Genomic DNA, 17,857 nt, shown 5'->3' on the forward strand with positions numbered 1-17,857 from the left:
TCACAGGGCTCCGGCGTCCCGGGCGGACCACACCGTCGGGTAGAGCGGCCGGAAACCGAGGTCCCGGCGGATCCGCTCGGTGGACATGATGCCGAGCCACGGGTCGGGGTCGGTCCGGGCGTGCAGGCCGGCGGGCGGTTCGGCGCCGTTGATCTGGTGCAGCTCGACCGCTGTCACCGGGGCGTCGTCGGCGATGTTGTGGACGGGGCCGCGCACGGCCGGGGCGTGCAGCAGGCGCAGCAGTCCCTGGGCGACGTCCGCGTGGTGGCCCATGTGCAGCCGCTGGGTCGCCGCCCAGTGCGCGGCCCAGCGCAGGGACTGGGCGAGGTGCGGATCGCCGTCGCCGTAGACGAAGGGGAGGCGGGCGATGCGCACCTCCATCCGGCCGTCCAGCGCGAGGAGTTCGCGTTCGGCCTCGGCCTTGGACTCGGGGTAGGCGCCCCACATCGCGCCGCCGGGCCGGCTCTCGTCGTCCTCGGTCAGCGGGCGCCCTCGTCCGACGCCGTACACGAGCCCCGTGCTGACCTGCACGAACCGCCGCACTCCGGAAGTCAGCGCGGCCCGCCCCAGGGCCACGGCCGCGTCTCGGTTGACGGCGCGCGCCTCCTCGTCGGGGACGCCCCGGAAGGAGGCGGCGACGTTGACGACGGCGTCCGCCCCCGCCACCGCCTTGCCGAGTACGTCCTCGTCCCGCAGGTCCCCGGTCACGACCTCCGCGCCCAGCTCGGCGAACCGCTCCCCGCGCGCCGCGTCACGCACCAGCACCCGCACCTGCTCCCCGGCGCGGGTCTGTGCCAGCAGCCTCGGCACGAAGCGCCGCCCGACCTGTCCCGTCGCGCCCGTCACCAGTGTCACCGTCATGGTCCGCTCCCTCTCGTATCGGTGCCACCACGGTCGGACGGTGCGGTGCCGGGCGGGAGAGACCTTCCGATCAGGGGACCAGCACTCCCTGGATAAGCCCCGCGGTCTCCCGCACCCTGGAGGGGTGAACCGAGCCGAACTCGCGGACTTCCTGCGCCGTGGCCGCACCCGCCTCGACCCGTCCGACGTGGGCCTGACGCCCGGCGCCCGCCGCCGCACCCCCGGTCTGCGACGGGAGGAGGTGGCGTCGCTGGCCGGCATGTCGGTCGACTACTACACGCGGCTGGAGCAGCGCCGGGGGCCGCGCCCGTCCCGGCAGATGCTGACGGCGCTGGCGCGCGCCCTGCGCCTGACCGACGACGAGCGGGACCATCTCTTCCATCTGGCGGGCGAGGAGCCCCCGCGGCGGGACACGGCCTCCGCACACGTGCGTCCGGGACTGCTGCTGGTGCTGGACCGGCTGTACGACTGCCCGGCGCAGGTGGTGACGGACTGCGGGACGGTACTGGCGCAGAACGCGCCGGCCAAGGCGCTGGTCGGCGACGCGCTCGCCCGTCCGCCGCGGGAGCGGAACCTGACGCGGAGGTTCTTCCTGGACCCCACGGCCCGCGCGCTCTTCCCGCCCGAGGACCGGCCGGCGCACGCCCACGCCCACGTGGCCAACCTCCGCGCGGTGGCGGCGGCCCGTCCCGACGACCCGGAGCCGGTCTCCCTGGTCGCCGAACTCCGCTCGGCCAGCGAGGAGTTCGACCGGCTATGGGACGCGCACGAGGTCTCTTTGCGCCGCCCCGCCACGAAACGCTTCCTGCACCCCGTGGTGGGCCTGCTGGAACTGGACTGCGAGGTCCTGCTGACCCACGAACGTCACCAGCACCTCGTCATCCACACGGCCCGCCCGGGGACGGAGTCGCACGAGAGACTGCAACTGCTGAGGGTGGTGGGGACGCAGGACCTCGCGCCGTCGCGGTCGTGAAGGGTGTCAGAACCCCAGCTTGCGCAGCTGCTTCGGGTCCCGCTGCCAGTCCTTCGCCACCTTCACGTGCAGGTCCAGGAAGACGGGAGTGCCAAGCAGTGCCTCGATCTGCCTGCGGGACTTGATGCCGACCTCCTTCAGGCGCTTGCCCTTGGGGCCGATGATGATGCCCTTCTGGCTGGGGCGCTCGATGTAGACGTTGGCGTGGATGTCGAGGAGGGGACGGTCGGCGGGGCGGTCCTCGCGCGGGAGCATCTCCTCCACGACCACCGCGATGGAGTGCGGCAGTTCGTCGCGGACGCCCTCCAGCGCGGCCTCACGGATGAGCTCCGCGATCATGACCTGCTCGGGCTCGTCGGTGAGGTCGCCCTCGGGGTAGAGGGCCGGGCCCTCGGGCAGCATCGGGATCAGCAGGTCCGCCAGGAGGTCGACCTGCTTGTTCGCGGTCGCCGACACCGGGACGATCTGCGCCCACTCGATGCCCAGCTCCTTGCCCAGCTGGTCGATCGCGATCAGCTGCTCGGCCAGGGTCTTCGAGTCGACCAGATCGGTCTTGGTGACGATGGCGACCTTCGGGGACTTCTTGATCCCCGCCAGCTCCTTGGCGATGAAGCGGTCACCGGGGCCGATCTTCTCGTTCGCCGGCAGGCAGAAGCCGATCACGTCGACCTCGGCCCACGTGGTGCGCACGACGTCGTTGAGCCGCTCGCCGAGCAGGGTGCGCGGCTTGTGCAGCCCCGGGGTGTCCACCAGGATCAGCTGGGCGTCGGGCCGGTGCACGATGCCCCGGACCGTGTGCCGCGTCGTCTGCGGCTGGTTCGCGGTGATCGCCACCTTCTGCCCGACCAGAGCGTTCGTGAGGGTGGACTTGCCCGCGTTGGGCCGGCCCACGAAGCAGGCGAAGCCGGCGCGGTGGACGGCCTCGGCCGGCGTCTCGGATGACTGGGTGCGAACGCTCATGCCGTTCATTGTCCCTGATCCACGAACCCCCGCCGCACGGTGAGGTCCCGGTAACCCTCAGGCAATGAAACGTCACGGAAACACACCTGTACGCGACCGGAAACCCGCACCGGTGACCCTCTGACGAGCCCCCCCACGTTGGAGACGCCCGTGACCCTCGCCGCCGCTCACGTGAACACCGGCGACACCGCCTGGCTGCTCGCCGCGACCGCCCTCGTCCTGCTGATGACCCCGGGCCTCGCCCTGTTCTACGGCGGCATGGTCCGCACGAAGAGCGTCCTCAACATGCTGATGATGAGCTTCGTCTCGATCGCCCTGGTCACGGTGGTCTGGCTGGCGGCCGGCTACTCCCTGGCCTTCGGCGACGACGCGTTCGGCGGCCTCATCGGCGGCCTCGGTCACGCGGGCATGAGCGGCCTCGGCCCCCACAGCGTGCACGGCACGGTCCCCACCCTCCTCTACGCCACCTTCCAGCTGACCTTCGCGATCATCACCGCCGCCCTGATCAGCGGTGCCGTCGCCGACCGGGCCAGGTTCCCGGCCTGGCTGGTCTTCGTCCCGGTGTGGGCCCTGCTCGTATACGTTCCGGTCACCCACTGGGTGTGGGGCCCGGGCGGCTGGATCCTCGACAAGCTCGGCGCGCTCGACTTCGCGGGCGGGCTGCCGGTGGAGATCACCTCCGGCGCCTCCGGTCTCGCCCTGTGCCTGGTCCTCGGGCCGCGGCTCGGGTTCAAGAAGGACGCCATGCGGCCGCACAACCTGCCGATGGTCGTCCTGGGCGCCGGTCTGCTCTGGTTCGGCTGGTTCGGCTTCAACGCGGGCAGCGCCCTCGGCGCGAACGGCCTGGCCGCCGCCGCCTTCCTCAACACGCTCGCCGCCGGCTGCACGGGCCTGCTCGGCTGGCTCTTCGTCGAGCAGCGGCGCGACGGCCACCCCACCACCCTGGGCGCCGCCTCGGGCGCGGTCGCCGGCCTGGTCGCGATCACCCCGGCCTGCGGCACGGTCTCGCTGCTCGGCGCCCTCGTCGTCGGCCTCGCCGCCGGAGTGGTGTGCAGCTACGCCGTGAGCTGGAAGTTCAAGCTGAACTACGACGACTCCCTGGACGTCGTCGGCGTTCACCTGGTCGGCGGCGTCATCGGCACCCTGCTGATCGGCCTGTTCGCCGAGAAGGCGATGACCGGCGGCGCGGAGGGCCTGTTCTACGGCGGCGGGCTCGCCCCGCTCGGCCGGCAGCTGCTCGCCGTGGTGGTCGTGGCCGGGTACGCCTTCACGGTGACGTACGGCCTGGGCAAGCTGATCGACAAGGCGATGGGCTTCCGCGCGAGCGAGGAGCAGGAGCACACCGGACTGGACCTTACGGTGCACGCCGAGACGGCTTACGATCACGGGGTGCTGGGCCACGGCGCCCCGGTCTCCCACTCCGTCCTTTCCTCTGCCCAGAAGGTCAAGAGCCAGGCATGAAGCTCATCACCGCGATCGTCAAGCCGTACCGTCTGGACGAGGTCAAGACCGCCCTGCAGGAGCTGGGGGTGCAGGGTCTGACCGTGACCGAGGCGAGCGGCTACGGCCGGCAGCGCGGCCACACCGAGGTGTACCGGGGGGCCGAGTACCGGGTCGACCTGGTGCCGAAGGCGCGGATCGAGGTCGTGGTGGAGGACGCGGACGCCGACCCCGTCATCGACGCGATCGTCAGGGCCGCGCAGACGGGGAAGATCGGGGACGGGAAGGTGTGGTCCGTGCCGGTGGAGACGGTCGTACGGGTACGGACCGGCGAGCGCGGCCCCGACGCGCTCTGACCAGCAGCACCCCGGTCACCAGGCCCGCGGCGAACAGCAGCGCGGCCACCGCCCACGGCAGCGCGACGAAGGAGGCGCTCGCCGACTGCCGGGTACCCGGCGCGCTCGCGGTCAGCGTGACGTCGGCCCGGTCGAGCTGGGGCGCTCCGCGCCAGGTCTCGGTGAGCCGCACCGACTGCCCCGGCAGCAGCTCGGAGGGCACCCGCGTCAGTTCGCGGTCGAGCAGCGTACGGCCGAACAGCCCGCGCGCCGTCAGCTCCACCTTCGGGTCCAGGGTGACGTTCCCGCTGTTGCGCAGGGTGTAGGAGACGGTCGCCGTGCTGCCGCCGAGGCCGGGGATCAGGGGCTGGTGGTGGCTGATGTGCACGTTTCCGACGGAGAGCGCGGGGAGCGTGGGGCCGCCGACCCGCAGGTAGACGCGGGCGCCGACGGCCCGCTGGACACCGAGGGCGAGCCGGCCGCTGCCGGGGTCGATCCGCTCGTCGAGGGCGACGAGCGCCCCCGGGTGGTCGCCGGGCTCGGCGCCCCGCGGGACCCGCATGGTGAACGGCACGGTGACGGTCTTGTGCCCGGGCACGGTGATCCGGGACTTCGCGAGCCTCGCCCAGGCGCCCACCCCGCGCATCCGCTCCTTCAGCGTGCGCACGGCGAAGCCGCCGTCGCGGGGCGTGTTGTAGGCGTCGGCCGCGTAGAGCCGGAAGGTGAGCGGCCGGCCGGTCCTGTTCTGGACGGCGACCTCGTCGGTGAGGGTCTGGCCGGGGCCGGCGGAGAGGTAGAAGTAGGGCCGGGCGGCGATCCGGGACGCGACCGGGTAGACGGACCAGCTGCCGTTGTCGGCGGCGTGCGCGGGCGCGGCCTGCGCTGCCAGCAGCAGACCCAGGAGGAGGACGTACAGCTTGCGCATGGGTGCGGACCCCCACGGACGGCGCGGACGGGCACGGACGGGAGACAGGGGAGCGGGCGGGTGCGGACGCCCCGTGCGTTCGGGGAACGGGCGGGTGCGGACGCCCGCACGCTCAGGTGAGCGTCAGTGTGAGCACGCCGGAGTACGCGCCCGGGGGCGTGAACGCCGGCACGTCCAGGGAGAGCCCGGCGTCGACGGTGAACTCACCGCCGGTGAGCGTGGAGTCGGGGGTCGACGCGAGGGTCGCCCCCGTGCCGCCCACGGCACCCGCCGAACCCGCCTTGCAGGTGCTGGGGCTGCCCGCCTTGGTCGCGCAGGCGGGGGTCCAGCTCAGCTTCCCGGCGTCGATCCTGCCGCCGGGGCCGGTGAAGTCGGTGACCTTGCCGGTCAGGGACCAGCCCGCGGGGCCGCCGCGGAAGTCCTGCACGGTCACGGTCTGGAGCTTCCCGGTGGAGGCGCCGCCCTTGCCGAAGTCGACCGCCGACAGCGCGACGGAGTCCCCGGCCTGGGTCATGGACAGCGTGCCCGCCTTGACGGTGGTGGTCAGCTTCTGGCTGCCCGGCGGGACGGGGGTGTTGTCGTTGACGACGTAGGCCGCGGGGCCCGCGCCCGTGTCCGCGTTCCAGGAGCCGCCCTCGTAGGCCACGATCCCGGTCGTCGTCTTGTCGCTGACGACGAGGGAGCCGCTGAAGGAGCCCTTGGAGTCGGCGGTCGCCTTGGCCGTGTCGCCGGTCTGGGTGGTCCCGGACCGCCCGGCCAGCGTGACCGTGGCGCCCGGCGTGAAGTTCGTCCCGGTGACCGTGACGCTCGCGCCGGGGTCACCGGAGGCCGAACTCAGCGAGATCGCCCGGGTGTTGGCAGGAGTGCCGGAGGTCGCGGTGACGGTCTGCGACACCGGAGCGGGCGGGTTGGTGACCGTGCAGGGGGTGTCCAGCTCCAGGATGTAGCTGGTGTGGATGTTGTAGTCGCCGGGCGAGAGGGTGATCTGCCCGGCCTTGGTGACGGTGAACGTGCCGGTCATGGAGAAGGACGGGAAGGCCGCCTTCCCCGGCACCGGCGGGTTCTTCTTCGGCCCGGTGACCGTCACGTCCCCCGTCTGCGCGCCACCGAGGGTGACCTTGCCGGTCGGGGTCATGATGTCGGCGGGCAGGGCCAGGTCCGTGGGGTTGGACGCGGCGGCGGTGACCACGGTGTAGGTCACGGTGACCGTGTCGCCGACCTTCGGGCTGGCGTTGTCCACCGAGACACCGGCGGTCGTGGTGCCGTCGATCGGCGGGATGCCCGCGACGGCGGGCGGGATGCAGTGCGTGGCGAAGTCCACGTTCGTGCCGGCCGCACCGGCCGGGCAGGCCAGCGCGCCGCCCGCGGTGACCGCGAGCGCGGTCGCCCCGAACAGCGACGCCCAGCGCCACCGTCGGGATCTTCGTGGACGTGGGGGTGTCGAACCCATGGGGCCCCCTCCTGAGGGTCGCGGGCGCAGCGGCTCATCTGCGCCGACAGGGGGCATTGATGTGGAGCAGGGGTGAGAAGTCAATGGAGATGCCGCAGAAATCTGACGGATCATCAGATTCTGCGGCATCCACGGGGCTTCCGGCCGGAACCGGAACAGATCGCTCAGGCCGGTCAGTCGAAGACGAAGGGGCCGGGCGACTGCGGGCCGCTCGCCTTGCAGGTCACGGTGATCCCGAAGATCACCATCTTCAGGGAGCCGCCGTAGGCGTCCAGGCTGTCACCGGAGGCGACGGTGCCGGGGAGCGGGCCGACGCTGACCGGGTCGCCGGTGTTCATGGCCGGGTTCTTCGTACCGCCGAACACGACGGAGCCGCCGCCGGCCCTGGCCAGGGTGAGCGTGGAGGAGATGGAGTCCTGGGCCACCGCGACGGGCGCGCTGATCGCGGAGGAGGTGAGGGTGATGGTGGCCGAGGTGCCGCTCTGGGTGGCGGTGAGCGTGGCCGTGCCGCCGCCGAAGATGCCGCAGCTCGCGGTGATGGTCGCCGACTGTGGGGTGACGGCGGCCGCGGTGGGCGCGAAGGTGAGTCCGGTGACCGCGAGGGCCCCGGCGACCAGCGCCGCACCCGTTGCCGTGCGCGTGCCTCTCATGGGGATCCGCTTCCCTTCCCTGGTGGGGAGTGCGCTGTGGGGGGACGCCGACGGACGAGAGAGAGGCCTGCGCAGGCGGGTGCGGCACGCTGCGCCGGCGGTGCGGATCTGACGGCCCGTCGGGAGTTACGGGTCCATTGATGCGCGGGAGCCCACGCCCAACAAGGTTGAAATCCAGCCGACCTTACGTTCGGTCACCCGGCGGACGCGGTGACCCGGACCTCACCGTCGGGCCCGGCCAGCAGCACGGGCGTCCCCGCGCCCCCGAGATCGGCGACGGCGGCCAGGTCCTCCGCGGCCAGCGACTCCCCCTCGCTCACCACGGCCGCCGCCTCCAGCGACCGCGCCCCGGACGCCACGGCCATCGCCACCGCGGTCCGCAGGGCACTCAGCTTCAGCGAGGCCAGCTCCACCGACCCGGCGACGTAGGTACGCCCGGTGTCGTCCCGCACGGCCGCCCCCTCGGGCACACCGTTGCGGACCCGGGCCGAGCGGGCCAGGGTGACGATCTTGCGGTCCTCGGGATCAAGCGCGTTGCTGTCGGTCATGCCCAGAGCATACGAAGCCGCCCGGGCCGCGCCGAGCTCAGTCCAGGGTCTGAACGATCTCGGGGGCACCGCGGCCCTGATCGCCGGGTCGGTCGGCGTCCCGCTCAGTGGACCCCGTCACGAACCCGGCGACGATCACGTCCCCGGTCCCCGTCGGGTCCAGCGCAACTCGATCACGGCCGGTCCAGCCGCAGCCGCTCCGCCCTCGGCAGCCCGGCGACGACGAGGTCGTACGAGTCCTCGATCAGCTCGCGGACCAGCCGGTCCGGCAGCCCGCCGTCGACGGTCACGGTGTTCCAGTGCCGTTTGTTCATGTGCCAGCCGGGGACGACCAGCCCCTCGTGCTCGGTGCGGAGCCGGATCGCGTCCTCCGGGTCGCACTTGAGGTTGGCCGTGAGGGGCCGCGCGCCCAGGTTCGTCAGGGCGAACATCTTGCCCCGCACCTTGAAGACCGAGGTCTCCGGGTTGAACGGGAAGTCCTCCTCGGCCGCGTTGAAGGACAGGCAGAACGCGCGCAGCGCCTCGGGCGTCACTCGGGCCTCGCCTCCTCGGCGACGGGCGCCGGAACGGGCTCGACGAGGACCGTCACGATCTTGTTGCGGCGGCCGGCGGCGGCCTCCGCGGTCAGCTTCAGCCTGCGCTCGTCGGGCAGCTCGACCTCGGCGGACGCACCCGCGATGGGGACGCGGCCGAGGGCCTTGGCGAGCAGTCCGCCGACGGTCTCCACGTCCTCGTCGTCGTACTCCTCCAGGCCGTACAGCTCGCCGAGGTCCGTGATGTCGAGGCGGGCGGTGACCCGGAAGCGGTCGTCGCCGAGCTCCTCCACGGGCGGGAGTTCGCGGTCGTACTCGTCGGTGATCTCGCCGACGATCTCCTCGAGGATGTCCTCGATGGTGACGATGCCGGCGGTGCCGCCGTACTCGTCGATGACGACGGCGACGTGGTTGCGCTCCTTCTGCATCTCGCGCAGCAGGTCACCTGCGTTCTTGGTGTCGGGCACGAAGACGGCGGGCCGCATCACGGTCGACACCAGGTCGCTCTCCGCCTCCCGGCTGATGTGCGTCCTGCGGACCAGGTCCTTCAGGTACACGATGCCGACGATGTCGTCCTCGCTCTCGCCGGTCACCGGGATCCGGGAGAAGCCCGAACGCAGGGCCAGCGTCAGCGCCTGCCGGATGGTCTTGTACCGCTCGATGACGACGAGGTCGGTCCGCGGCACCATGACCTCGCGCACCAGGGTGTCGCCCAGCTCGAAGACCGAGTGCACCATGCGGCGCTCCTCGTCCTCGATCAGCGACTCCTTCTCGGCGAGGTCGACGAGCGCGCGCAGCTCGGCCTCGGAGGCGAACGGACCGCGCCGGAAGCCCTTGCCGGGGGTCAGCGCGTTGCCGATGAGGATCAGCAGCGACGGGATCGGCCCCATGATCCGGGCGAGCGGCAGCAGCACGTACGCGGCCGCGGTCGCCGTGTTCAGCGGGTGCTGCCGGCCGATGGTGCGCGGCGACACGCCCACGGCGACGTACGACACCAGGACCATGACCCCGATGGCGACCAGCAGCGCCTGCCAGGTGGTGTCGAACTCCTGCAGGCAGGCGTACGTCACCAGGGCCGCGGCGGCCATCTCGCAGGCGACGCGGACCAGCAGGGCCACGTTCAGGTAGCGGGTGGGGTCGGCGGCGATCTGGGCGAGCCTGGCGCCGCCGCGGCGGCCGGACTTCACCGCCTCCTCGGCACGGAAGCTGGAGACCCGGGCCAGGCCCGCCTCCGCGCAGGCGGCGAGCCAGGCGACGACGACCAGCGCGATCGCGCCGATCACGATCTGCGGAGACATACGGCCCGCTTACGAGACGGTCGGCGCCGGGGACGGCCCGGTCAGCCCGCGCTCACCGCGCCATCCGTCCACGATGGCGGCCTGCAGCCCGAACATCTCGGCCTTCTCGTCGGGCTCCTCGTGGTCGTACCCGAGCAGGTGCAGCACGCCGTGGACGGTGAGCAGCTGGAGCTCCTCGTCCATGGAGTGCTGCGTGGGCGCCTCCGCCCCCTGCCTGGTGGCGACCTCCGGGCACAGCACGATGTCGCCGAGCAGCCCCTGCGGCGGCTCGTCGTCGTCCTTCGACGGCGGACGCAGCTCGTCCATCGGGAAGGACATGACATCGGTCGGGCCCGGCAGGTCCATCCACTGGATGTGCAGCTGCTCCATGGCGTCGGCGTCCACGACGATCACCGAGAGCTCGGAGAGCGGGTGGATGCGCATCCGCGCGAGCGCGTAGCGGGCGATGTCGAGGATCGCCTGCTCGTCGACCTCGGTGCCGGACTCGTTGTTGACGTCGATCGACATGGTCGTGCTGGTCTACTTCCCCTTGGGAGCCTTGGCGCCGGTCCTGCCACGGCCGCCCTTGTGGGTGCCGTTCTCCGTGCCGTGCTGGCTGTCGTACAACTCGTACGCGTCGACGATACGGCCCACCAGCTTGTGCCGTACGACATCGTGGGACGACAGCCGGGAGAAGTGGACGTCCTCGACGCCCTCCAGGATCTCCTGCACCTGCCGCAGACCGCTCTTGGTGCCGTTCGGCAGGTCGACCTGCGTCACGTCACCGGTGATCACGATCTTCGAGTCGAAGCCGAGGCGGGTGAGGAACATCTTCATCTGTTCGGGGCTCGTGTTCTGGGCCTCGTCCAGGATGATGAAGGCGTCGTTGAGCGTGCGTCCGCGCATGTAGGCGAGCGGCGCGACCTCGATGGTCCCGGCGGCCATGAGCCGCGGGATGGAGTCGGGGTCGAGCATGTCGTGCAGCGCGTCGTACAGCGGGCGCAGGTAGGGGTCGATCTTCTCGTAGAGGGTGCCGGGCAGGAAGCCGAGCCGCTCCCCCGCCTCGACCGCGGGACGGGTCAGGATGATCCGGTTGACCTGCTTGGACTGCAGGGCCTGGACGGCCTTGGCCATGGCCAGGTAGGTCTTGCCGGTACCGGCGGGGCCGATGCCGAAGACGATCGTGTGCTTGTCGATCGCGTCGACGTACCGCTTCTGGTTGAGGGTCTTCGGGCGGATCGTGCGGCCCCGCGAGGACAGGATGTTCTGCGTCAGCACCTCGGCCGGGGTCTCCGGCCCGTCGCTCGTCCCGTTCTCGCTCGACTTGAGCATGGCGATCGAGCGTTCCACTGCGTCCTCCGTCATCGGCTGCCCGGTGCGGAGCACCAGCATCATCTCGTCGAACACGCGCGAAATGAGGGCGACGTCCGCAGGGTCGCCGACCGCGCTGATCTCATTGCCCCGGACATGGATGTCGGCCGCCGGGAAGGCCCTCTCGATCACACGCAGGAGGGAGTCGCCGGACCCCAGCACGGTCACCATGGGGTGCTGGGCGGGGACGGTCAATTGCGCTCTCGCCTGCTCCTGCGCGGGGGTCTGAGCTGTGGGTGTCTGTGTCATGGGCCGGCGCTTAAGGCCTGCGCTTCCTCCTCGTCACGGCCGCATGGCTGAGGGCGGCCTCGCGGTTCCAGGGTACGACGGGGGGCTGACAAGACCGTAGGAGTTTTCGAAGGCCGTCACCCGGCCCCGGACGCCCGTCCGGTCAGCCGGACCGGCCGAACCCGATCGTCGGCACCGCCCGCCGCAGCGGCCAGGGCCGGTCCAGCCGCTCCGGCACCAGCCCCTCGAGGAACGCGTACCTCTCCAGCGCCTTCGGGTCCTGCCCCGGAAGGGACTGCACCCGCCGCCACCACGCCCCGATCTCCGACCACCCCGGCGCGGACAGGGACCCCCCGAACTCCTGCACCGACAGCGCGGCCGTGAGCCCGGCGAAGGCCAGCCGGTCGGCCAGCGGCCACCCCGCCAGGGACCCCGTCACGAACCCGGCGACGAACACGTCCCCGGCCCCCGTCGGGTCCAGCGCCTCCACGGCGATCGCGGGCACCTCGGCGGCCTCCCCGGTGCGCCGGTCCACCGCGTAGGCCCCCTCCGAGCCCAGCGTCACCACGGCCACCGGCACGTACTCGGTCAGCGCGTGCGCGGCGGCCCGCGGGCCGTCGGAGCCGGTGTACCGCATCGCCTCCGCCGCGTTGGGCAGGAACGCCTCGCAGTGCTCCAGGTCGGCCAGCCCCGACAGGTCCCAGGCCCCGGTGTCGTCCCAGCCGACGTCGGCGAAGATCCGGGTCCCCTCCCGGGCGGCCTGGGCGATCCAGGGCGCCCGGCGTCCCGGGGTGAGGGAGGCGACGGCGGCCCGCGCGGGGGGCGGGCAGTCGGGCGCCGGCTCCTCCGGCGGCGGCTCGTGGCCGTGGGACACCATGGTCCGCTCGCCCTCGTAGGCCATGGACACGGTCACCGGGGAGTGCCAGCCGGGCACGGTCCGCGAGGGCGACAGGTCGATGCCCTCGCCCTGTTCGAGGGCGTCCCAGCAGTACTCGCCGTAGTGGTCGTCGCCGAAGGCCGCGGCGAGGGACGTGCGCAGGCCCAGCCGGGCCAGCGCGGCGGCCATGTTGGCGACCCCGCCGGGGCTGGAGCCCATGCCCCGGGCCCAGGACTCGGTGCCCCGCACGGGGGCCGACTCCAGGCCCGTGAAGATGATGTCGAGGAAGACCGTGCCGGTCAGGTACACGTCCCAGGGGGGATCACCGGGGGCGCGCAGCGCGGCCAGCGGGTCGATCTGGGCCTGACGGCGCGCTGCCTGGGTGAGGTGTTCCGGTTCCTCTCCGGTGATCGTGTGTGACGGGGTCACGGTGCGCTCCCTGACGTGGTGCGGTTCTGGCCAGTGTGCACCACGTAGCGCTCCGTACAAGGGGCCCGCGGGCCGGGCTCACCAGCGCGGCATCACCGGCGTGCGCCACCCCGGCTCGGCCGCGCGCATCGCCTTCGCGTCGTCCCGGTCGCGCAGCGAGCCGTCGTCCTCGGCCCACCGCCGGTGCAGCCGGGCCAGCTCGTCGCGGTCCAGTTCGACGCCGAGTCCGGGGGCGTCGGAGACCGCGACCCGGCCGTCGGTGAAGGTGATCCGCTCGGTGAGCACGTCCTCCGCCTGCCAGGGGTAGTGGGAGTCGCAGGCGTGGTGCAGGTCCGGCACGGTGGCGGCCACCTGGGTCATCGCGGCCAGGCTGATGCCGAGGTGGGTGTTGGAGTGCATGGACACCCCGACCCCGAAGGCGGCGCAGACGGCGGCGAGGTGCCGGGTGTTGCGCAGCCCGCCCCAGTAGTGGTGGTCGGAGAGGACGACCTGTACGGCGTCGCGCGTGAAGGCCTCCGCGATCTCCCCGAAGGTGGTCACGCACATGTTGGTGGCGAGCGGGACCCCGGTGCCCGCGGACACCTCGGCCATGGCGGGCGTGCCCAGCGTCGGGTCCTCCAGGTACTCCAGGACGTCCCCCAGCTCCTCCGCCACCTTCAGGGAGGTCTCCACCGACCAGGCGCCGTTGGGGTCGAGGCGCAGCGGGTGGCCGGGGAAGGCGTCGGCGAGGGCGCGGACGGCCGCGATCTCCTCCTCGGGCGGGAACACCCCTCCCTTGAGCTTGAACGACCCGAACCCGTGCCGCCGCCGCAGGGTGCGCGCCTGCTCCACGACTCCGGCCGGGTCGAGGGCGGCGCCCCAGGAATCGGGCTCGGCCGGGACGCCCGCCGGGTGCCCGGCCCACTTGTAGAACAGGTAGGCGCTGTACTCGACGGTGTCCCGGAGCCTGCCGCCGAGCAGGGCGTGCACGGGCAGCCCGAGCGCCCTGCCCTGGGCGTCGAGGCAGGCGACCTCGAAGGCGGAGAGCACGGACAGCCTCAGCTTGTCGGCGCTCTGCACCCCGCGCAGCCCCCCGGCGTCCACCTCGCCGTCGACCCGGGACTCGTCCACACCGAGGTCGACCGCGAAGAGGGCGTTCACATCCATGACCGACCGGCCGGTGAGGTGGGCGGCGAGCGGACGGGCCAGGTCGAGGTACTTGGTGTCGCCGTACGTCTCACCGAGCCCGGTGATCCCGTCGGCCGTGACGACCTCGACGATCAGCCGGGGCGTGTACGGCTGGTGCACGCCCTGGGTGTTGAGCAGCGGCGCGTCGGCGACCAGGATCGGCGTCAGCCGTACCTCGGCGATGGTCAGGTCACGGGTCACAGGGAGGCTCCTACGAGGTCGAGTCCGGCGGTGAGGAGGGCCTTGAGGCCGGCGAGGTCGGCGGGCGCGGGGTCGGTGAGCGGGGCGCGCACCGGGCCGACGCGCTGCCCCCGCAGCCGGGCCGCCGCCTTCACCAGGGAGACGGCGTATCCGGGTGCGCGGTCGCGGAGTTCGACGAAGGGGACGTAGAACGCGCGCAGCAGCTTCTCCATGGTGCCGCGGTCCCCCTCGCCGAGCGCGGTGAAGAAGGCGCCGGCGATCTCGGGGGCGAAGGCGTGCACGGCGGAGGAGTAGGCGGGGACGCCGACGGTGGCGTAGGCGCGGGCCTGGATCTCGGCGGTGGCCGCGCCGTTGAAGAAGAGGAAGCCGTCGGGGGCGGCGAGGGTGAGGCGCTGGAGCCGGTCGAGGTCGCTGTGGCCGTCCTTGAGGCCGATGACGGTCGGGATGCGGGCGATGCGCCGCAACGTGTCGGCGTCGTAGGCGACTTGGCCGCGCTGGTAGGCGATCAGGGGCAGCCGGGTGCGGGCGGCGAGCCGCTCCAGCTGGGCGGCGAGTCCGTCCTGCGGGGCGTCGACCAGGTAGTGCGGCAGCACGAGCAGCGCGTCGGCGCCGGCCTCCTCGGCGATCCGCGCGAACCGGGCGGCCTGCGCCCAGCCGTACCCGGTGCCGGCGACCACGGGCACCCGGCCCGCCGCCTCCTCGGCCGTGACGCGCACGACGGTGCGGTACTCCTCCTCGTCCAGCGAGAAGAACTCGCCGGTGCCGCAGGCCGGGAAGACGGCGCCGGGTCCGGCGGCGAGGCGGTCCGCGACGTGGGCGCGGAAGCCGTCGGGGTCGAGGGCGCCGTCGTCGCGGAAGGAGGTGAGCGGGAAGGACAGCACGCCCTGCCGCATCCCGTCCCGCAGCCGCCGTGCCACATCCTCAGGACTCGGGTCGCCGCCCACCCAGATCATCTCCCCTTGTGAATACCGTCCATGTATGAGAACAGAGGCTAGATACACGGACCCGCGGTCGTCAATGGGAGGGGCCGCGTGCGGACATGCAGAAGAGCCCCGTCCCGCACAGGGCGGGACGGGGCTCGATGGAGCGCCGGGCAGGCCTTGCACCTGCATCTCCCCGCAGGAAGCGGGGCGTCTTTCCTTGGACCACCAACGCACAGTCCGGAACCGGAAGTTCGGTGTCCGCGACGTGATCAACCATAGCGCACGTCCGGCGGACCCACGACCATCGAGGACCGGCGACCACTTTTACCCCGACTCACCGAGCACAAACGCAGCAGTGACCCGGATCACACCATCCGGCCTTCTTCGCGGAACCCCGTGCTTGATACAACTTGCTCGCGCGTTCCTGTCGATCGACGGTCGTCGCCCTCCCCCCTCTCTCGTAGTCCTTCCTTTCGCCTGCCCTGGGAACGCCCGTGTCCGCCCCCCGCACCCTGCCCTGGCCCCTCGTCGCCCTCTTCACGGCCGGGTACCTCTCCCCCTACCTGCTGCCGACCACCGTCGGCCGGCTCGACGCCGGACTTCCGCTCAGCGCCACCCAGGCGGGGGCCGTCGGCAGCGCGCTGCTGCTGAGTTCGGCGACGGCGGGCTTCCTGCTGGCCTCCCGGGTGGAGCGGATCGGGGTCCGGACCCTCGCCCGGCTCGGCCTCGGGCTCGCCGTCCTCGGTTACGGCGGTGCCGCCCTCACCGGGTTCGTGCCCGCCGTCGTCGCCGGTGCGGTGCTCGGCGGATTCGGTTCGGGCACGGTCACGGCGGTCGCCGCGAGCGGCATCGCCGCCCAGAGGGACCCGCACCGCGTCACCACGCTCGGCCTGCTCGGCGTCTCCGCCCTCGCGGGCGCCCTCTATCTGACGATCCCCCGGCTCGGCCCCGGCCACGGGCTGCCGCTGGCCGCCCTCGCGCTGACCGCGCTCGCCGTCTGGCCGTTCACCGGCCGGCTGTCCGGCCCTGCCGCACCCGCCCGCACCCCGGCCGGGCGCGGCGGCCGGCTCCCCCGCCCGCGGGCCGGTCTGCTGCTGGCCGCCGCCATGCCCTGCTGGTCCCTGGCGCAGAACGCGCTGTGGGGCGTCAGCGGCCGGATCGGCCTCGGCCAGGCCCACCTCACCGAGGTCACCGTCGGCGTCGTGTTCGCGGTCGCGCTCGGCGCCGGTCTGGTCGGGGTCCTGGGCGCGGGGGCGCTCGGCGCCCGGCTGGGCCGGGCGGTGCCGATCGGCGCCGGCACGGCCCTGATCGCGGGCTGTATCGCGCTGAGCGCGTCCGCGACCAGCCTGCCCGCGTTCGCCGCCGGGGAGATCTCCTGGAACCTGCTCTACCCGGTCGTGCTGTCGTACGTCATCGGCCTCGCCGCCTCCCTCGACCCCCGGGGCCGCTGGGCGGTGCTGGTCGGCTCGGCGGCGTCGCTGGGCACGGCGGCGGGGCCGCTGGCCGGCAGCGTGCTGGCCGGCTGGGCGGGCTTCCCGGCGATGGGGCTGCTCCTCGCCGCCGGGCTGCTGCTGATCACCGTGCCGATGACGGCGGTGGCGCTGCGGGCGGGCAGGCGGCCCCTGCCGGTCGTGGAGGTCGTGGAGGTCGCGGTGGAGACGCCCGCCGTGCCCGCGCGGCACGCCTACGACACCGCGTCGCCGAACTCGTACGCGTCGACCTCGGCCAGGTAGCGGGCCCTGCGCTCCTCGTCGTCCTCCAGGAAGGAGGCGAGGAAGGAGTTGCGGGCCAGCTCCCGCAGCCGGTCCTCGGTGAGGCCCAGCGTGTCGCGCACGGCCGTGAAGTTGTCGCCCGCGTAGCCGCCGAAGTAGGCGGGGTCGTCGGAGTTGACCGTGCACAGCAGGCCGGCGTCGAGCATGGCCGGGAGCGGGTGGTCGGCGAGGGTGTCGACGGTGCGCAGCCGGACGTTGGACAGCGGGCAGAGGGTGAGCGGGATCCGTTCCCGCACCAGCCGCTCGACCAGTTCCGGGTCCTCCATGCAGCGCAGCCCGTGGTCGACGCGCTCGATGCCGAGCACGTCGAGGGCCTCGGTGATGTACGCCGGCGGCCCCTCCTCACCGGCGTGCGCGACGCGGCGCAGCCCCAGCCCGGCCGCGGCCTCGTACACCTCGCGGAACTTCGCCGGCGGATGCCCGACCTCGGCGGAGTCCAGGCCGATCCCGGTGATCCGGTCCAGGTACGGCGTCGCCGCCTGCAGCGTCTCCAGGGCCGAGTCGGCGGACTCGTCGCGCAGGAAGCACATGATGAGCCTGGTGGAGACGCCGTGGCCGCGTTCGCTGTCGCCGAGCGCCCGCCACAGCCCCTCCACGACCGTGCCGAGGCTCACGCCCCGCGCGATGTGGGCCTGCGGGTCGAAGAAGATCTCCGCGTGCCGCACGCCCTGTGCGGCGGCACGGGCCAGGTAGGCGTTCGCCAGGTCGGCGAAGTCCTGCTCGGTCCGCAGGACGGCCATGAGCTCGTAGTACAGGTTCAGGAAGGACTGCAGGTCCTTGAACCGGTAGGCCTGACGGAGGGCCTCCGTGTCGGCGTACGGCAGGGTCACCCCGTTGCGGGCGGCCAGCTCGAACGCCAGCTCCGGCTCCAGGGTGCCTTCGATGTGGAGGTGCAGTTCTGCTTTCGGGAGGGGCATCGAAGCATCGTACGGGTGCT

General features: G+C 72.6%; 18 protein-coding genes. 4 read left to right on the plus strand and 14 right to left on the minus strand.

Annotated features, from left to right (window positions below):
• On the minus strand, nucleotides 1-861 hold the full coding sequence (locus AB0N17_RS13350) for an NAD-dependent epimerase/dehydratase family protein (RefSeq protein ID WP_366011379.1): 861 nt from the start codon (nucleotides 859-861) through the stop codon (nucleotides 1-3).
• A 124-nt stretch (nucleotides 862-985) separates the two neighbouring features.
• Here AB0N17_RS13350 and AB0N17_RS13355 point away from each other — a divergent pair, with 124 nt between their 5' ends.
• Nucleotides 986-1,834 (plus strand): helix-turn-helix transcriptional regulator, encoded by an 849-nt coding sequence (locus AB0N17_RS13355; protein WP_366011381.1) that lies wholly within the window; start codon nucleotides 986-988, stop codon nucleotides 1,832-1,834.
• A 6-nt stretch (nucleotides 1,835-1,840) separates the two neighbouring features.
• On the opposite strand, the gene era is transcribed toward AB0N17_RS13355, so the two are convergent.
• The gene (era, locus tag AB0N17_RS13360; RefSeq protein WP_366011382.1) at nucleotides 1,841-2,794 is read right to left on the minus strand and encodes a GTPase Era; all 954 of its coding nucleotides are present in this window, start codon (nucleotides 2,792-2,794) and stop codon (nucleotides 1,841-1,843) included.
• Between the two features lie 150 nt (nucleotides 2,795-2,944).
• Here era and AB0N17_RS13365 point away from each other — a divergent pair, with 150 nt between their 5' ends.
• Both AB0N17_RS13365 and AB0N17_RS13370 read left to right on the plus strand, forming a co-directional pair.
• A complete protein-coding gene (locus AB0N17_RS13365; protein WP_366011383.1) occupies nucleotides 2,945-4,255 on the plus strand; it encodes an ammonium transporter in 1,311 nt (436 codons plus the stop codon).
• Complete coding sequence (locus AB0N17_RS13370) at nucleotides 4,252-4,590, plus strand: P-II family nitrogen regulator (protein ID WP_366011385.1); 339 nt, start codon at nucleotides 4,252-4,254, stop codon at nucleotides 4,588-4,590. The genes AB0N17_RS13365 and AB0N17_RS13370 overlap by 4 nt, the downstream gene beginning before the upstream one ends.
• Here the strand turns inward: AB0N17_RS13370 and AB0N17_RS13375 are convergent.
• The 11 genes from AB0N17_RS13375 to AB0N17_RS13425 form a co-directional block, all read right to left on the minus strand.
• Nucleotides 4,484-5,494: a DUF916 domain-containing protein gene (locus AB0N17_RS13375; RefSeq protein ID WP_366011387.1), complete on the minus strand. Its 1,011-nt coding sequence runs from the start codon at nucleotides 5,492-5,494 to the stop codon at nucleotides 4,484-4,486. The genes AB0N17_RS13370 and AB0N17_RS13375 overlap by 107 nt on opposite strands.
• Nucleotides 5,495-5,606: 112 nt before the next feature.
• Nucleotides 5,607-6,944: a beta-xylosidase gene (locus tag AB0N17_RS13380; protein ID WP_366011388.1), complete on the minus strand. Its 1,338-nt coding sequence runs from the start codon at nucleotides 6,942-6,944 to the stop codon at nucleotides 5,607-5,609.
• Nucleotides 6,945-7,117: 173 nt separating this feature from the next.
• Nucleotides 7,118-7,594, minus strand: a complete 477-nt coding sequence (locus AB0N17_RS13385; RefSeq protein ID WP_366011389.1) for a hypothetical protein — start codon at nucleotides 7,592-7,594, stop codon at nucleotides 7,118-7,120.
• 194 nt (nucleotides 7,595-7,788) lie between these two features.
• The gene (locus tag AB0N17_RS13390) at nucleotides 7,789-8,142 is read right to left on the minus strand and encodes a cytidine deaminase (protein ID WP_366011390.1); all 354 of its coding nucleotides are present in this window, start codon (nucleotides 8,140-8,142) and stop codon (nucleotides 7,789-7,791) included.
• A gap of 173 nt (nucleotides 8,143-8,315) precedes the next feature.
• Nucleotides 8,316-8,675, minus strand: a complete 360-nt coding sequence (locus AB0N17_RS13395) for an MmcQ/YjbR family DNA-binding protein (protein ID WP_366011391.1) — start codon at nucleotides 8,673-8,675, stop codon at nucleotides 8,316-8,318.
• A complete protein-coding gene (locus tag AB0N17_RS13400) occupies nucleotides 8,672-9,973 on the minus strand; it encodes a hemolysin family protein (RefSeq protein WP_366011392.1) in 1,302 nt (433 codons plus the stop codon). The genes AB0N17_RS13395 and AB0N17_RS13400 overlap by 4 nt, the downstream gene beginning before the upstream one ends.
• A 9-nt stretch (nucleotides 9,974-9,982) precedes the next feature.
• Nucleotides 9,983-10,480 (minus strand): rRNA maturation RNase YbeY, encoded by a 498-nt coding sequence (ybeY, locus tag AB0N17_RS13405; protein ID WP_366011393.1) that lies wholly within the window; start codon nucleotides 10,478-10,480, stop codon nucleotides 9,983-9,985.
• Nucleotides 10,481-10,492: 12 nt separating this feature from the next.
• Nucleotides 10,493-11,572, minus strand: a complete 1,080-nt coding sequence (locus AB0N17_RS13410) for a PhoH family protein (RefSeq protein ID WP_366011394.1) — start codon at nucleotides 11,570-11,572, stop codon at nucleotides 10,493-10,495.
• A gap of 142 nt (nucleotides 11,573-11,714) precedes the next feature.
• Nucleotides 11,715-12,839 (minus strand): PfkB family carbohydrate kinase, encoded by a 1,125-nt coding sequence (locus AB0N17_RS13415; RefSeq protein WP_366011481.1) that lies wholly within the window; start codon nucleotides 12,837-12,839, stop codon nucleotides 11,715-11,717.
• Between the two features lie 96 nt (nucleotides 12,840-12,935).
• The gene (locus AB0N17_RS13420) at nucleotides 12,936-14,225 is read right to left on the minus strand and encodes a glucarate dehydratase family protein (protein ID WP_366011395.1); all 1,290 of its coding nucleotides are present in this window, start codon (nucleotides 14,223-14,225) and stop codon (nucleotides 12,936-12,938) included.
• Nucleotides 14,222-15,178, minus strand: a complete 957-nt coding sequence (locus tag AB0N17_RS13425) for a 5-dehydro-4-deoxyglucarate dehydratase (RefSeq protein WP_366011396.1) — start codon at nucleotides 15,176-15,178, stop codon at nucleotides 14,222-14,224. The genes AB0N17_RS13420 and AB0N17_RS13425 overlap by 4 nt, the downstream gene beginning before the upstream one ends.
• A 464-nt stretch (nucleotides 15,179-15,642) precedes the next feature.
• On the opposite strand from AB0N17_RS13425, the gene AB0N17_RS13430 reads away from it, so the two are divergent.
• Nucleotides 15,643-16,881: an MFS transporter gene (locus AB0N17_RS13430; RefSeq protein WP_366011397.1), complete on the plus strand. Its 1,239-nt coding sequence runs from the start codon at nucleotides 15,643-15,645 to the stop codon at nucleotides 16,879-16,881.
• On the opposite strand, the gene AB0N17_RS13435 is transcribed toward AB0N17_RS13430, so the two are convergent.
• Nucleotides 16,833-17,837 carry an adenosine deaminase gene (locus tag AB0N17_RS13435; protein ID WP_366011398.1) on the minus strand — a complete coding sequence of 335 codons (1,005 nt, stop codon included), beginning with the start codon at nucleotides 17,835-17,837 and terminating at the stop codon, nucleotides 16,833-16,835. The genes AB0N17_RS13430 and AB0N17_RS13435 overlap by 49 nt on opposite strands.
• Nucleotides 17,838-17,857: the final 20 nt, after the last annotated feature.

It is taken from the genome of Streptomyces sp. NPDC051133 (assembly GCF_040682635.1).
Taxonomy (GTDB): Bacteria; Actinomycetota; Actinomycetes; order Streptomycetales; family Streptomycetaceae; genus Streptomyces.

Excerpts from the sequence above, each read along its gene's own strand:
- AB0N17_RS13380 (WP_366011388.1), bottom strand. The coding sequence starts at position 6,944 with ATGGGTTCGACACCCCCACGTCCACGAAGATCCCGACGGTGGCGCTGG.
- AB0N17_RS13350 (WP_366011379.1), bottom strand. The coding sequence starts at position 861 with ATGACGGTGACACTGGTGACGGGCGCGACGGGACAGGTCGGGCGGCGC.
- AB0N17_RS13425 (WP_366011396.1), bottom strand. The coding sequence starts at position 15,178 with ATGATCTGGGTGGGCGGCGACCCGAGTCCTGAGGATGTGGCACGGCGG.
- AB0N17_RS13400 (WP_366011392.1), bottom strand. The coding sequence starts at position 9,973 with ATGTCTCCGCAGATCGTGATCGGCGCGATCGCGCTGGTCGTCGTCGCC.
- AB0N17_RS13375 (WP_366011387.1), bottom strand. The coding sequence starts at position 5,494 with ATGCGCAAGCTGTACGTCCTCCTCCTGGGTCTGCTGCTGGCAGCGCAG.
- era (WP_366011382.1), bottom strand. The coding sequence starts at position 2,794 with ATGAGCGTTCGCACCCAGTCATCCGAGACGCCGGCCGAGGCCGTCCAC.
- ybeY (WP_366011393.1), bottom strand. The coding sequence starts at position 10,480 with ATGTCGATCGACGTCAACAACGAGTCCGGCACCGAGGTCGACGAGCAG.
- AB0N17_RS13410 (WP_366011394.1), bottom strand. The coding sequence starts at position 11,572 with ATGACACAGACACCCACAGCTCAGACCCCCGCGCAGGAGCAGGCGAGA.
- AB0N17_RS13390 (WP_366011390.1), bottom strand. The coding sequence starts at position 8,142 with ATGACCGACAGCAACGCGCTTGATCCCGAGGACCGCAAGATCGTCACC.
- AB0N17_RS13435 (WP_366011398.1), bottom strand. The coding sequence starts at position 17,837 with ATGCCCCTCCCGAAAGCAGAACTGCACCTCCACATCGAAGGCACCCTG.
- AB0N17_RS13370 (WP_366011385.1), top strand. The coding sequence starts at position 4,252 with ATGAAGCTCATCACCGCGATCGTCAAGCCGTACCGTCTGGACGAGGTC.
- AB0N17_RS13385 (WP_366011389.1), bottom strand. The coding sequence starts at position 7,594 with ATGAGAGGCACGCGCACGGCAACGGGTGCGGCGCTGGTCGCCGGGGCC.